Raw genomic sequence first — 14,774 nt, forward strand, 5'->3', positions numbered from 1 at the left:
GCCCTCGCGGATGCGCAAGGAAGGCGATTCAGTGAAAGCAAGTCCAGATCAGATCGGACACAGAGACCATGACTTCGGGCCGCGTGTAGAGCAGGAACACGGCGGCCAGCACGGCCAGCGCGATGCCGTAGCCGAGCAGCGCTTTCATTTCACACGGGCTGCGGCACCGGTTGCCGCGCGATCGGCGTCTCGCGCACCGGCAGATTCACGATGCCCGCGAAGATGCCCAGCGCGATCGCGATGTACCACACGATGTCGTAGCTGCCCGTCTTGTCGTAGAGCAGGCCGCCCAGCCACACGCCGAGGAACGAGCCGATCTGGTGGCTCAGGAACACCGCGCCGCCCAGCATCGACAGATGCGCCACGCCGAAGATCTGCGCGATGACGGAAGTGGTGGGCGGCACGGTCGAGAGCCACAGGAAGCCCATCGCGGCGGAGAACACGTACACGGACGCGGGCGTGAGGGGCGCCCAGAGGAAAAGGGTGATCGCCACCGCGCGGGCGAAATAGATGAAGGAGAGAATGCGCGCCTTCGCGAGCCGCTGCCCGAGCATGCCGACGACGTAGGTGCCGAACACGTTGAAGAGGCCGATCAGCGCGAGCGCATAGCTTGCGACCTGCGGCGACAGGCCATGGTCCTTCAGGTAGCTCGGCATGTGCACGCCGATGAAGACGACCTGGAAGCCGCAGACGAAGTAGCCCGCGGTGAGCAGCAGGAAGCTCGGGTAGCGCACCGCTTCGCGCAGCGCCTGCCCGATGGTCTGTTCGCGCTTCGCGCTCGCGTGCCCGACGAAGCCCGGCTCGCGCAATCCGAATCCGAACGGCGCGATCAGAAGCGCCGCGGCGGCGAGCACGAGGAGCGCCTGCTGCCAGCCGATGCCGCCGATCAGGAAGCCTTCCACCGGCACCATGAGGAACTGCCCGAAGGAGCCGGCCGCGGCGGCCACGCCCATGGCCCACGAGCGCTTCTTCGGATCGTCGATCTGACGGCCGATCACGCCGTAGATCACGGGGTAGGTCGTGCCGGCCTGCGCGAGGCCCATGAGCACGCCTGTGGTGAGCACGAACATCGTGGGGTTGGGCGACAGCGCCATGCCCGCGAGACCGCCCGCATAGATCACCGCGCCCGCGGCGAGCACCTTGAACGCGCCGAACCGGTCGGCCAGCATGCCGATGAAGATGCCGAAGAAGCCCCAGGAGATGTTCTGCACCGCCAGCGCGAACGCGAAGGTCTCGCGCGTCCAGCCCTGCGCCTGCGTGACCGGCTGCAGCCAGAGGCCGAAGCCGTGACGGATACCCATCGACAGCGTGACGATCAGCGCGCCGCAGGCGAGCACGCGCGCGACGGAAAGTTTCGGGCTCGGCGTTTGCATGCCAGCGACTCTATCGGCGAAACCCTGTCCCTACCCGTCGTGAGGATGACAGAACTGTTGAAACTTTCGGCGAGGAATGATGCGCGGGGCGCATGGATTGTCACGCGGCTGGATGCGCATACAGCTTCCGCGGCGTTCGGGTCTACAATCGCCGCTCCGATCACGCACCGCATGGCCAGCAAACTTCCCACCGAATATTCCGAAGCGTCGATCCGGGTGCTGAAGGGCCTCGAGCCCGTGAAGCAGCGCCCGGGGATGTACACGCGCACGGACAACCCGCTGCACGTCATCCAGGAGGTGGTGGACAACGCGGCGGACGAAGCGCTCGCGGGTTTTGGCAAGCGCGTGAAGGTTGCGCTGCATGCGGACGGCTCGGTGAGCGTCGAAGACGACGGCCGCGGCATCCCCTTCGGCCTGCACGCCGAGGAAAAGGCGCCCGTGATCGAGCTCGTCTACACGCGGCTGCACGCGGGCGGCAAGTTCGACAAGGGCAAGGGCGGCGCCTACAGCTTCTCGGGCGGCCTGCACGGCGTGGGCGTCTCCGTGACGAACGCGCTGTCGAAGCGGCTCGAAGTGACGACCTATCGCGAAGGGCAGGTCGCGACCATCGCGTTTTCCGGCGGCGACGTGATCGAGCCGCTGCAGGTGCGCAAGGCCACGGCCGAAGACCGCAGGCAGGGCACCACCGTGCGCGTCTGGCCGGAGGCGAAGTATTTCGAATCGGTGCAGCTGCCCGCTGCCGAGCTCGCTCATCTCCTGCGAAGCAAGGCGGTGCTGATGCCCGGCGTCACGGTGCAGCTCACGCACGAGAAGACGCGGGAAACGCAGACCTGGCAGTACAAGGGCGGCCTGCGCGACTATCTGCTGCAGACGCTCACCGGCGAGCCGGTGATTCCGCTTTTCGAGGGCGAGGGCTTCGCGGACACGACCGACAACTTCGCCGAGGGCGAGGGCGCGCAGTGGTGCGTGGCCTTCACCGAAGACGGCTCGCCGGTGCGCGAAAGCTACGTGAACCTGATCCCGACCACCGCCGGCGGCACCCACGAGAGCGGCCTGCGCGACGGGCTTTTCAACGCGGTGAAGAGCTTCATCGAACTGCACAACCTGCTGCCCAAGGGCGTGAAGCTGCTGCCCGAGGACGTCTTCGCGCGCGCTTCGTACGTGCTTTCGGCGAAGGTGCTCGACCCGCAGTTCCAGGGCCAGATCAAGGAGCGGCTCAACTCGCGCGACGCGGTGCGGCTCGTCTCGAGTTTCGTGCGGCCGGCGCTCGAGCTCTGGCTGAACCAGCACGTGGACTACGGCAGGAAGCTCGCGGAGCTCGCGATCCGCGCCGCGCAGTCGCGCCAGAGGGCGGGCCAGAAGGTCGAGAAGCGCAAGGGCTCGGGCGTGGCCGTGCTGCCGGGCAAGCTCACCGACTGCGAATCGAAGGACGTCACGCACAACGAAGTGTTCCTGGTCGAAGGCGATTCCGCGGGCGGCAGCGCGAAGATGGGCCGCGACAAGGAGTGCCAGGCGATCCTGCCGCTGCGGGGCAAGGTGCTCAATACCTGGGAGGTCGAACGCGACCGCCTTTTCGCCAACACCGAAATCCACGACATCGCGGTGGCGATGGGGGTGGACCCGCACGGCCCCGGCGATGCGCCCGATCTTTCGGGGTTGCGCTACGGCAAGGTCTGCATCCTCTCGGACGCGGACGTGGACGGCTCGCACATCCAGGTGCTGCTGCTCACGCTCTTCTTCCGCCACTTCCCGAAGCTGATCGAGGCAGGCCACGTCTACATCGCGCGGCCGCCTCTTTTTCGCGTCGATGCGCCCGCGCGCGGCAAGAAGCCCGCCGCCAAGATGTACGCGCTCGACGAGGGCGAGCTCACCCACATCCTCGACAAGCTGCGCAAGGAAGGCGTGCGCGAAGGCGCGTGGACCATCAGCCGCTTCAAGGGCCTGGGCGAGATGAGCGCGGAACAATTGTGGGAAACGACGCTCAACCCGGATACGCGGCGGCTGTTGCCGGTGCGGCTGGGCAGCTTCGATTTCGTTGCCACCGAGGGCCTCATCACCAAGCTCATGGGCAAGGGGGAGGCCGCCGCGCGCCGCGAGCTCATGGAGCGGCACGGCGACGCGGTGGAGATCGACGTCTGAGGACGCCCGGCGACACATCTGAAGAGAGGCCGCACATGAACCCCGTTCAGCCTGCAGTCGAGCCCCTGGAGCGCATGCCCGCCCGCGTGCGCCTGCGCCCCACGATGTCCAGCGACTTGCCCTACGTCGTGTCGCTGGAGCAGGACCCGGAGAACCTGCCCTTCATCACGCCCTGGGAACGCACGCAGCACGAGGCGGCCATCCGCTTTCCGGACTTCCGCCACTTCATCGTCGAAGGCGGCGCGGGGCTCGAAGCGGTGGGCTTCGTGATTCTCGTGGGCTGCCGCAACCCCAATCAGTCGCTCGAGCTGAAGCGCATGGTGATCCACGCCAAGGGCGAGGGGTTCGGCCGCGCCACGCTGCGCATGGTGAAGAAGGTGGCCTTCGACGACCTCGGCGCGAACCGCCTGTGGCTCGACGTGAAGGCGCGCAACGCGCGCGCGCGTGCGCTCTACGACAGCGAGGGCTTCCTCGTGGACGGGGTGATGCGCGAAGCCGTGAAGACGTCCGACGGGTTCGTGTCGATGGTGGTCATGTCGATGCTGCTGCACGAATTCGCGGCTCGCCGCTCGGGCGGGCTGGAGATGCGCGCATGAAGCCCGCCGCCCGTGCAGCCGCCTTCGTGCTCGGGCTCGGCCTGGCTCTCGGGCCGCTTCTCGCCCGCGCCGAAGTGTGGGGCTATGTCGACGACAAGGGCGTTGCGCACTTCGCGGCCGAAAAGCTCGACGAACGCTACGAGCTCTTCTTCCGCGGCGGCGAGAGTTTCGACACCGCGCAGGGGCTCAACCTGCCGCGCGCGGTGCAGGTGCCGACGGCGCCGCCGAAGCTCATCGCCTTCTTCGAGGTGTCGCCCGCGTACCGGCAGGTGAAGCACCATCTGCGCGAAGCCTCGAAGTCGCAGGGCGTCGAGTACGAATTGCTGCAGGCGGTGATCGCGACCGAATCGGGCTTCGACAGCGCCGCGGTCTCGCCCAAGGGCGCCATCGGGCTCATGCAGGTCATGCCCGCCACCGCCGAGCGCTACGGCATCACCGCCGACCGCAAGCTGTCGGTGCAGAAAAAGCTCACCGACCCGCGCATCAACATCCGCACCGGCGCGCAGTACCTGCACGACCTGATCGGCATGTTCCACGGCAGCCTGGAGCTCGCGCTGGCCGCCTACAACGCGGGCGAAGGCGCGGTGCTGCGGGCGGGCCGCCGCATCCCCGACATCCGCGAGACGCAGAACTACGTGAAGACGGTGCTGCAGCTCTACGAAGTGCTGAAGCCCCCCTCGGCGGCGGCGGGCGGCCGCTCGCCGAGCCGCATCCGCATGGAGCTGCCCGCAGCGAAGCCGGGCACGCCTGCGGTGGGCGGCGCCATCGGCCGCGGCAACCTGCCCACCGTGGGCGCTCCCTCCTCCTCCGACTGGCCGGTGTGACGCCGCAGCCGCTTTCCGAGCCCGACGATCTCGTGGCCCTCGGCATCTTCGCGGGGGCGCAGGTGCTCGTCGTGCTCTTCAGCGTGATCAAGGCCAACGCCTACCGCGAACGCGCCTACCTCTTCCACGCGGCCGCGGTGATGATGGCCGTGCTCGCGGTGCAGAACCTCGCGGGCAAGCAGCGGCTCTTTCCGCAGGCCGTGCTGCTCGCGGTGATGGCGCTGGCGGGCATGCAGCTGCGCGATCTCATCGCGCATGCGGGCGGGCTGCGCCAGGCCAGGCGGTGGCTGGTGGGCGTGAGTCTCGGGTTGATGCCGGCGCTTGCGCTCGCGTCGATCCTCGAGGAGTGGGTGCTGCCGTTCGGCGCGCTCGCCTGGGGCGCTGTCGTCTGGATCGTGCTGCAGCAGGCCTGGCGCCAGAGCCGGCCCTGGGTCTGGTGGGTGCTCCCCGGCATGGCGTCGCTCGTGGCGGCGGCGCTCGTCCGGGGCGCTTTCGTGCTCGGCGATGCGGGGGAAGGGACGCTGCCCGTGGGCGGGCTCCTCACGCTCTGGGCGGCGTCCATCTATCTCGCGACCGACTGGCGCGGCCGGCTCTTCGGCGAGACGCGCGCTCGCATCGACGCGCGCAACACGGTGGACCCGCTCACGGGGCTTGCGATGCCGCTCATGCTGCACGAACGCATCCGCGCCGCGGCAACGATGATGCGGCGCTACGGACACCCGAGCGTGATCATGATGATCCACATCGAAGGCCTCGCGCGCCTCGCGCAGGAGTTCGGGCCCGAAGCGTCGGAGGCGGCGCTGCTCGCCGCGGCCGAACGCGTGCGCGAATGCGTGCGCGACGGCGACGTGGCCGCGCGCCTCACGCATTCGCGCATGGCGGTGTTGGCGGAGGGTCTGTCGCCGGCCGAAGGCGCGGCGAACGTCGCGAGCCGCATCCTCGTCGCGGGGCTCAGGGAGCCCGTGCCGTCGCTGCCGGCGGAATTCCTGCGGTTTCGCATCGTGCTCGCGCCGGTACCGGTGGAAGACATCTCCCCGAAGGCGCTGCTGCACCGCCTCGGCGCGCGGCTCGACCAGGAATTGCAATCGCCCACGGAGCGCCGCATCGTGACCGTGAGCAACGAGGAAGTCACCACGCAGGTGTGACGACGGGAAAGATGGAACAGGAACTGATTTCTTTCGATGGCCGGGGAGACCGCGGCGACGGCGGCGGCGATGGGAGCGAAGGCCTCGACCTCGCGACGTACGCGCAGCGCGCCTACCTCGAATACGCGCTGAGCGTGGTGAAGGGCCGGGCGCTGCCCGACGTGAGCGACGGCCAGAAGCCGGTGCAGCGGCGCATCCTCTATTCGATGTGGCGCATGGGCCTGGGCTTCGGCGCCGGCAACGCCGGCGCGAGGCCGGTGAAGAGCGCGCGCGTGGTGGGCGACGTGCTGGGCCGCTTCCATCCGCACGGCGACCAGGCCGCGTACGACGCGCTGGTGCGCATGGCGCAGGACTTCGCGCAGCGCTATCCGCTCATCGACGGGCAGGGCAACTTCGGCAGCCGCGACGGCGACGGCGCGGCGGCGATGCGCTACACCGAAGCGCGGCTCGCGAAGATCTCCAACCTGCTGCTCGACGAGATCGACGAGGGCACCGTCGAATTCGTCCTCAACTACGACGGCAGCACGCAGGAGCCGGCGGTGTTGCCGGCGCGGCTGCCCTTTACGCTGCTGAACGGCGCGAGCGGCATCGCGGTGGGTCTTGCCACGGAAATCCCGAGCCACAACCTGCGCGAAATCGCGCAGGCGTGCGTGGCGATGGTGAAGGACCCGAAGCTCACGGACGAGGAACTGTTCGCGCTGGTGCCCGGCCCGGACTTCCCCGGCGGCGGCCAGGTGATCAGCAGCGCCGCCGACATCGCCGATGCGTACACCACCGGGCGCGGCTCGCTGAAGGTGCGCGCGCGGTGGAAGATCGAGGACCTGGCGCGCGGCCAGTGGCAGCTCGTCGTCACCGAACTGCCGCCCGGCACCAGCGCGCAGAAGGTGCTGGAGGAAATCGAGGAGCTCACCAACCCGAAGGTGAAGGCCGGCAAGAAGGCGCTGTCGCAGGAGCAGGTGCAGCTGAAGCAGACGCTGCTCTCGGTCCTCGACGCGGTGCGCGACGAGTCGAGCAAGGACGCGCCGGTGCGCATCGTGTTCGAGCCGAAGACGAGCCGCATCGACCAGGGCGAGCTCGCCACCACGCTGCTTGCGCACACGAGCCTGGAGACCTCCTCGCCCGTGAATCTCACCGTCGTCGGACTCGACGGCCGGCCGGCGCAGAAGTCGCTGCGGCAGCTGCTTGCGGAGTGGCTCGAATTCCGCCAGCGCACGATCGAGAGGCGCTCGCGCCATCGCCTGGAAAAGGTCGACGGGCGCATCCACATCCTCGAGGGCCGGCAGCTCGTGCTGCTGAACATCGACGAGGTGATCCGCATCATCCGGGCCAGCGACGAGCCGAAGCAGGCGCTCGTCGCGCGCTTCGGGCTCACCGAGCGGCAGGCCGAGGACATCCTCGAAATCCGGCTGCGCCAGCTCGCGCGGCTCGAGGCGATCCGCATCGAGCAGGAACTGAAGGAGCTGCGCGAGGAAAAGAAGAAGCTGGAGGACATCCTGGGCTCGCCCGCCGCGCTGCGCCGGCTCATGGTGAAGGAAATCGAAGCCGATACGAAGCAGTTCGGCGACGAGCGCCGCACCCTGATCCAGGCGGAAAAGAAGACCGTGGCCGAAGTGCGCGTGGTGGACGAGCCCGTGACCGTCGTCGTGTCGCAAAAGGGCTGGGTGCGCGCGCGGCAGGGGCACGGGCATGACGCGGCGAGCTTCGCATTCAAGGCGGGCGACGGGCTGTACGGCACGTTCGAATGCCGCACGGTGGACACGCTGCTCGCGTTCGGCGGCAACGGGCGCGTGTATTCGGTGCCGGTTGCGACGCTGCCGGGCGCGCGCGGCGACGGGCAGCCGCTCACGACGCTCGTGGAACTGGAAAGCGGCACGCAGCTCGTGCACTACTTCGCGGGTGCGGCCAACGCGTGGCTGCTGCTCGCGAATTCGGGCGGCTACGGCTTTCTCGCGACGGTGGAGAACATGACGACGCGGCTGAAGGGCGGCAAGTCCTTCATCAGCGTGGGCGAGGGCGAGACCGTGTGCCGGCCGTCGCCCGCGAATGTGCCCGCGCCCGCGGGCGCGCAGCCGGGCGCGGCGAACGTGCCCGCGACGCACGTGTGCTGCGCCTCCACCGGGCGCCATCTGCTCACGTTCGCGATCGGCGAACTGAAGGCCATGCCCAACGGCGGCCGCGGGCTGATGCTGATGGACCTGGGGCCGAAGGAAGCGCTGGCCGGCGCGGCCGCTTACACGCGCTCGGTGCGCATCGGCGGCATCGGACGCGGCGACAAGCCGCGCGAGGAAGTGCTGGAGATTCGCTCCCTCAACAACGCGATGGGGCATCGCGGGCGCAAGGGGAAATCGGTGGACCTCGGCTTCAGGCTGACCACGGTGGAGAGAGTGGAATGACGCTCGGCTCGCACGACCGGGCCTCTTTCACGCGCGACCGCGAATTCGTTCGTTCGCGCGCCGATGAGGCGTGAATGGGTTGATGCCAGGCCGAGGTTCGTCTTCAGCGTGATTCCGCACCGAGACAATGGCAGGCGAATTCTTTCTGCCGCGCCGGGTCCGGCCGCGCACGTGCCCTGCGCACGAATTCCGCGGCGAACGACACTGCGCTCAGCACGAAGGGCAGCGCGAGCAGGAAGGCGAATTCCGGCGACAGGGCGCCGCACCAGTCCGTGAACTGGGTCCAGGCGAATGCAAAAGCGGGTTCCATGTGAAGCTCCTGATGACGCAAGAATAGGAGCGAGCCGGTCAAATCGGGATCAATGTTGGGGGCTTCGGCGTAAATGCCGCATTTACGTCGAAGGGGGCCGTCGCCTTCTCTTTCACGACTCCACGCAATGCTTCAGGAACCCCTCCGCCGCCGAGCCGAGCTTCTTTGCCCGATGCAACACGATTGCGAGCGCCCGCCGCATCGGCGGCAGTGACGTCGACAGCTCCACGAGCCAGCCACTCGCCACGGCGTCCTCCACCGCGAGCCGTGAGAGGCATCCGATCCCCATGCCGGAAGCTACTGCGCGCTTCACCGCTTCGTTGCTTCCGAGCTCCAGCTCCACTTCCATCTGCGGCAGGTTCGGGATCAGCCACCGGTCCGACGCCTCGCGCGTGCCCGAGCCGGGCTCCCGCAGTATCCACGTCGCCTGCTGAAGCGCGCGCGGCGACGCGCGGCGCCCCGCGAGCGGATGCTTCGGCGACGCGATCACGGTCAACTCGTCCGACCGCCAGCGCCGCACCGTGAGCGCCGGATGCGTGTGCGACCCTTCGATGAAACCGAGATCCGCCGTGAACGACGCCACCGCATCGAACACGTCGTGCGTGTTGGCGATGCGCAGGTGCACGTGGCTGCGCGGGTGCGTCGTCTTCCAGCGGCCGATCAGATCCGGCAGCAGGTATTCGCCGATGGTGTAGCTCGATGCGAGCCGCAGCGGCGCGGCATGCGCCGCCGTGAAGAGCGCTTCGGTCTCGACCGCCTGTTCGAGGATCGCGGCCGCGCGCGGCAGCAAGGCGCGGCCGTTCTCGTTGATCACGAGCTTCTTGCCCACGCGATCGAACAGCTGCACCCCCAGCACGGCTTCGAGCTCGCCCAGCGCATTGCTCGCCGCGGACTGCGAACGGGAGATTTCGTCCGCCGCGGCCCGCGTCGTGCCGCCGCGCGCGAGCGCCGCGAACACTTCGAGCTGGCGCAGCGTGAGGCGCAGGCGTTGATCGATTTTCCGGGTCAAGGCGAAGCGAATTATGCGCCACGCAGATCGGTCGTCGGCCCTAGCATCGGTCCATGGCGAAGCTGCTCTCTCGCGAACCGCTGCACGACCCGACGGCCAGGACGGACGGCGCGCGCGAAGTGAAGACGACCACGTGCTACATGTGCGCGTGCCGCTGCGGCATCCGCGTGCACCTGAAGGACGGCGAGGTCCGATACATCGACGGCAACCCCGATCACCCGATCAACAAGGGCGTGATCTGCGCGAAAGGCAGCTCGGGGATCATGAAGCAGATCTCGCCCGCGCGGCTCACGCAGCCGCTGCTGCGCAAGGCCGGGTCGGCACGCGGCGAGGGCCAGTTCGAGCCGATCACATGGGAGCGCGCGTTCGACATCCTCGCCGAGCGTCTTCAGCAGATCCGCAGCACCGACCCGAAGAAGTTCGCGCTCTTCACCGGTCGCGATCAGATGCAGGCGCTCACGGGTCTTTTCGCGCGCCAGTTCGGCACGCCCAACTACGCGGCGCACGGCGGCTTCTGCTCGGTGAACATGGCCGCGGGCATGATCTACACGGTGGGCGGAAGCTTCTGGGAATTCGGCGGGCCCGACCTCGACCGCGCGAAGCTCTTCGTGATGATCGGCACCGCGGAGGACCATCACAGCAACCCGATGAAGATGGCGCTCGGCAAGTTCAAGCGCGAAGGCGGCCGCTTCATTTCGATCAACCCGGTGCGCACCGGCTACTCCGCCATCGCGGACGAATGGATTCCCATCCGCCCGGGCACCGACGGCGCGCTCTTCATGGCGCTGCTGCACGAGCTGATCGCAAGCGGCCTCATCGATCGCGAGTTCCTGCAGCGCTACACGAATGCGCCGCAACTCGTCGTGCTCGACGAAGGCGAGCGGGAAGGCCTCTTCGCATTCGACCCGCTCGCGGGTCCGCCGGGCGACGGACGCAATCCGCACAACAAGCTCGCCTGGGATCTCGCGAGCGGCGCGGCCGTGCACGCGTACCCCGAAGGACTGGAAGAAGGCCGCGTGCTCGCGCTCGAAGGCCGCTACACATTGCCCGACGGAACGCGCGTCGCGCCTTCCTTCCAGCTTCTGCGCGAGCGCGTCGCGACGACCACGCCCGAGTGGGCGGCCGACATCACCGGCATCCCCGTCGAGCGCATCCGCCAGCTTGCGCGCGAGCTGGGCGTGACGGCGCTGCATCGCGGCTTCGAGCTGCCCATTGCCTGGACCGATGCCTGGGGCAAGCGGCACGCGACGACCCAGGCGCGCCCGGTGGCCTTCCACGCGATGCGTGGCCTCGCCGCGCATTCCAATGGCTTCCAGACCGTGCGCGCGCTCGCCGTGCTCATGAGTGTGCTCGGCACGATCGATGCGCCCGGGGGCTTTCGCCACAAGGCGCCGTATCCGCGGCACATCGTGCCGAACTACCGCGCGTTCAACGATCCCGCGATGGTGAAGCCGAACACGCCGCTCAATTCGGCGCCGCTCGGATTCCCCGCGAACCCGGAAGAGCTCGCGGTCTGCGACGACGGCTCGCCGCTGCGCATCGACCATGCGTTCTCGTGGGAGCATCCGCTCGCCGCGCACGGCCTCATGCACAACGTCATCACCAACGCGGTGCGCGGGGACCCCTACGAGATCGACACGCTCCTCATCTTCATGGCGAACATGGCGTGGAACTCCACGATGAACACGATGGAGGTGCGCGAGAAGCTCAACGCGAAGGGCGCGGACGGGAACTACCGCATTCCGTTTCTCGTGGTGTGCGACGCCTTCCAAAGCGAGATGGTCGCGTTCGCCGACCTCGTGCTGCCCGACACGACCTACCTCGAGCGGCACGACGTGATGAGCATGCTCGATCGCCCGATCTCCGAGTTCGACGGGCCCGTGGATTCGGTGCGCGTGCCGGTCGTGCCACCGACGGGGCAATGCAAGCCGTTCCAGGAAGTGCTGATCGAGCTCGCGTCGCGGCTGAAGTTCCCCGCGTTCACGCGCGAGGACGGGTCGCGCAAGTTCAAGGACTACCCGGACTTCATCGTCAACTACCAGGCGCAGCCGGGCCTTGGCTTCCTCATGGGGTGGCGCGGCAAGGACGGCACCGAACACCTGCGGGGCGATCCGAATCCGAAGCAGTGGGAGATGTACGCGAAGAACAACTGCGTCTTCCAGTACCACCTGCCCGAGGAGCAGCAGTACATGCGCAACTGGAACCGGCCCTACCTGGACTTCGCCATGGCCAAGGGCTGGCGCCAGCGCAACGACCCGGTGCAGCTTGCGCTCTATTCGGACACGCTGCAATCGTTCCGGCTCGCGGCGCAGGGCAAGTCGAAGGGGCGGCAGCCCCCGGACGCGCTGCGCGGGCGCATCGCGACCTATTTCGATCCGCTGCCCTTCTGGTATCCGCCGCTGGAGCACGAGTGCGTCGACGCGCAGAAGTACCCGCTCGCGGCCATCACCCAGCGGCCGATGGCGATGTACCACTCCTGGGATTCGCAGAACGCGTGGCTCAGGCAGATTCATAGCCACAACTACCTGCACGTGAATCCCGTGACCGCGCAGGCCGCCGGCATCGAGGATGGCGGCTGGGCCTGGGTGGAAAGCGAATGGGGCCGCGTGCGCTGCCTGGTGCGCTTCAGCGACGCCGTCGAGCCGGGCACGGTGTGGACGTGGAATGCGATCGGCAAGGCGTCCGGTGCATGGCATCTCGGCCCCTCGGCGGACGAATCGCGCAAGGGCTTTCTGCTGAATCACCTGATCAGCGAGGAGCTGCCCTTCGGCCAAGGCACGATCAGCAATTCGGACCCGGTGACGGGGCAGGCGGGCTGGTATGACGTGCGCGTGCGCATCCGGCCCGCGCCGGCCGAGGAGCCGCGCGAGAGCTTCCCGCAAGTCGCCGCCGTGCCCGCCGCGCCGGGCGTGCTCGGTGCCGGGCGCCACCGCGCGAACAGGAGATGACGATGCCAGCCGCACCTCGGGAAACCCTCGCGAAGCAACTCGCCCTCGTGATCGACCTGAACGTGTGCGTGGGCTGCCACGCGTGCGTCACGTCGTGCAAGGAATGGAACACGTCGGGCGCGGCCGGTCCGCTCACCGACATGAATGCGTACGACGCGCAACCCACGGGCACCTTCTTCAATCGCGTGCAGACGTACGAAGCGGGATCGTTCCCCGAGACACAGACGATCCACTTCCCCAAGAGCTGCCTGCACTGCGAGGAGCCGCCGTGCGTGCCGGTGTGCCCCACGGGTGCGAGCTACAAGAGGAAGGAAGACGGCATCGTGCTCGTCGACTACGACAAGTGCATCGGCTGCAAGTACTGCAGCTGGGCCTGCCCGTACGGCGCGCGCGAGTTCGACGAAGGCCGCAACGTGATGACGAAGTGCACGCTTTGCGTGGACCGCGTGTACGACGAGCATCTCGCCCCCGAGGATCGCAAGCCCGCGTGCGTGAAGGCCTGCCCGACGGGCGCGCGCCTCTTCGGCGACGTGAAGGACCCGCAGTCGGAGGTCTCGAAGGCGATCCGCGAGCGCGGCGGCTACTCGCTCATGCCCGAGTGGGAGACGAAGCCGGCCAACCAGTACCTGCCGCGCAAGATCACGCGAGCGTCATGAAGCCCGCGTTCTCCATCATCTTCTTCACGACGCTCGCCGGCGCCGCACAGGGGCTCGCGGTCACGCTGGCCGTCGCGATGCTCGCGGGAGCGATGCCGCAGGGCGCGGCTGCCATGCTCTGGATCGCGACCGGCACGCTCGTGCTCGCGCTCGCCGCATCGTTCTTCCATCTGGGCCATCCACTGCGCGCATGGCGCGCCGCGCTCATGTGGCGCACGTCGTGGATGTCGCGCGAGGTGATCGTGCTGCCTGCGTTCATCGCGGTGACGGCGGCATGGGCGCTCGCGCTGACATTCGCAGCCGAGGCGAGCGTGGCGGCGAACGTGCTGCCGTGGCTTGCGATCGCGCTCGCGCTGCTGCTTTGGTACTGCACCGCGATGATCTATGCGTGCATCCGCTTCATCCAGGAGTGGGCGCACCCGCTGACCATCGTGAACTACCTGCTGCTCGGGCTGGCATCGGGGCTGGTGGCAGCTTGCGCGCTTGCCGCCTTCGCGGGGGATGCGACGTTCGCCGCCGCCACCGCGAAATGGGCCATCGGCACAACGGCCCTCGCGTGGGTCACGCGCAGCCTCGCGCTCGCGCGCAATGCAAGGCTCGCGCCGCGATCGACCGTGCAGTCCGCCACCGGCATCCGCGCGCCGCGCGTGGTGCAGACGTCGATGGGCATGACCGGCGGCTCGTTCAACACGCGCGAGTTCTTCCACGGCGCGTCGCAACGGTTCTATCGCAACGCGAAGCGGATCTTTCTTGTGCTCACGTTCGCGGTGCCGATCGCGCTGCTGGCCTGGGGGCTGGCTGCGGACTCACGCATCGCGTGCGTGCTGGCTTTTCCGCTGCAGTACGCCGGCCTGATCGCGGAGCGCTGGTTCTTCTTCGCGCAGGCGCGGCATCCGCAGAATCTCTACTACCAGACGGTTTCCTAGACTTCGGCGATCAGCTCGATCTCGACGCAGGCGCCCATCGGGATCTGCGCGACGCCGAACGCGCTGCGCGCATGCGCGCCCTTGTCGCCGAAGACCTGGCCGAAGAGCTCGCTTGCGCCATTGGTGACGAGGTGCTGCTCGGTGAAGTCCGGCGTGGAGTTGACGAGGCTCATCACCTTCACGATGCGCTGCACCTTGTTCAGGTCGCCGACGGCCGCGTGCAGCGTGCCCATCAGGTCGATCGCGATCGCGCGGGCCGCGGCCCTGCCTTCATCGGTGGTCATCGTCTTGCCGAGCTGGCCGACCCATGCTTTGCCGTCCTTCTTCGCGATGTGGCCGGAGATGAAGACGAGGTTGCCGGTCCGGACGAACGGCACGTAGGCGGCGGCGGGCGTGGCCACGGGCGGCAAGGCGATGCCGAGTTCCTTCAGCTTGTCGTAGATGCTCAACGAAGT

12 protein-coding genes are annotated in these 14,774 nt (G+C 68.2%); 8 read left to right on the forward strand and 4 right to left on the reverse strand.

The genetic code is table 11. The features are described 5' to 3' along the window. Nucleotides 1-149 precede the first annotated feature (149 nt). On the reverse strand, nt 150-1,373 hold the full coding sequence (locus VHA82_RS21150) for an MFS transporter (RefSeq protein ID WP_325547141.1): 1,224 nt from the start codon (nt 1,371-1,373) through the stop codon (nt 150-152). Nucleotides 1,374-1,544: 171 nt separating this feature from the next. Between VHA82_RS21150 and VHA82_RS21155 the strand changes: the two genes are divergently transcribed. From VHA82_RS21155 to parC, 5 genes are read left to right on the forward strand one after another with little or no spacing between them, the layout of a single operon-like run. Beyond that, complete coding sequence (locus tag VHA82_RS21155; RefSeq protein ID WP_325547142.1) at nt 1,545-3,512, forward strand: DNA topoisomerase IV subunit B; 1,968 nt, start codon at nt 1,545-1,547, stop codon at nt 3,510-3,512. 35 nt (nt 3,513-3,547) lie between these two features. Next, nucleotides 3,548-4,108: a GNAT family protein gene (locus VHA82_RS21160; RefSeq protein WP_325547143.1), complete on the forward strand. Its 561-nt coding sequence runs from the start codon at nt 3,548-3,550 to the stop codon at nt 4,106-4,108. Continuing rightward, nucleotides 4,105-4,932, forward strand: coding sequence for a lytic transglycosylase domain-containing protein (locus VHA82_RS21165; protein WP_325547144.1), 828 nt, complete (start codon nt 4,105-4,107; stop codon nt 4,930-4,932). The genes VHA82_RS21160 and VHA82_RS21165 overlap by 4 nt, the downstream gene beginning before the upstream one ends. After that, complete coding sequence (locus VHA82_RS21170) at nt 4,929-6,077, forward strand: GGDEF domain-containing protein (RefSeq protein ID WP_325547145.1); 1,149 nt, start codon at nt 4,929-4,931, stop codon at nt 6,075-6,077. The genes VHA82_RS21165 and VHA82_RS21170 overlap by 4 nt, the downstream gene beginning before the upstream one ends. An 11-nt stretch (nt 6,078-6,088) precedes the next feature. Further along, complete coding sequence (gene parC, locus VHA82_RS21175) at nt 6,089-8,470, forward strand: DNA topoisomerase IV subunit A (protein ID WP_325547146.1); 2,382 nt, start codon at nt 6,089-6,091, stop codon at nt 8,468-8,470. A gap of 103 nt (nt 8,471-8,573) precedes the next feature. Here parC and VHA82_RS21180 read toward each other — a convergent pair whose 3' ends face one another. Together VHA82_RS21180 and VHA82_RS21185 are read right to left on the reverse strand one after the other, a co-directional pair. After that, a complete protein-coding gene (locus VHA82_RS21180) occupies nt 8,574-8,822 on the reverse strand; it encodes a hypothetical protein (RefSeq protein WP_325547147.1) in 249 nt (82 codons plus the stop codon). A 70-nt stretch (nt 8,823-8,892) separates the two neighbouring features. Next, entirely contained in the window at nt 8,893-9,789 is an 897-nt protein-coding gene (locus VHA82_RS21185) for a LysR family transcriptional regulator (protein WP_325547148.1), read from the reverse strand. A 53-nt stretch (nt 9,790-9,842) separates the two neighbouring features. Here VHA82_RS21185 and VHA82_RS21190 point away from each other — a divergent pair, with 53 nt between their 5' ends. From VHA82_RS21190 to VHA82_RS21200, 3 genes are read left to right on the forward strand one after another with little or no spacing between them, the layout of a single operon-like run. Beyond that, entirely contained in the window at nt 9,843-12,737 is a 2,895-nt protein-coding gene (locus VHA82_RS21190; RefSeq protein ID WP_325547149.1) for a molybdopterin oxidoreductase family protein, read from the forward strand. After that, a complete protein-coding gene (locus VHA82_RS21195) occupies nt 12,734-13,393 on the forward strand; it encodes a 4Fe-4S dicluster domain-containing protein (RefSeq protein WP_325547150.1) in 660 nt (219 codons plus the stop codon). Before VHA82_RS21190 ends, VHA82_RS21195 begins: the two co-directional genes overlap by 4 nt. Beyond that, nucleotides 13,390-14,319, forward strand: a complete 930-nt coding sequence (locus VHA82_RS21200; RefSeq protein WP_325547151.1) for a dimethyl sulfoxide reductase anchor subunit family protein — start codon at nt 13,390-13,392, stop codon at nt 14,317-14,319. Before VHA82_RS21195 ends, VHA82_RS21200 begins: the two co-directional genes overlap by 4 nt. Here the strand turns inward: VHA82_RS21200 and VHA82_RS21205 are convergent. Then, nucleotides 14,316-14,768: a RidA family protein gene (locus tag VHA82_RS21205; protein ID WP_325547152.1), complete on the reverse strand. Its 453-nt coding sequence runs from the start codon at nt 14,766-14,768 to the stop codon at nt 14,316-14,318. The genes VHA82_RS21200 and VHA82_RS21205 overlap by 4 nt on opposite strands. Between the last annotated feature and the right edge of the window lie 6 nt (nt 14,769-14,774).

This window comes from Ramlibacter sp. (assembly GCF_035548915.1).
In the GTDB taxonomy this organism is placed as follows: domain Bacteria; phylum Pseudomonadota; class Gammaproteobacteria; order Burkholderiales; family Burkholderiaceae_C; genus Ramlibacter.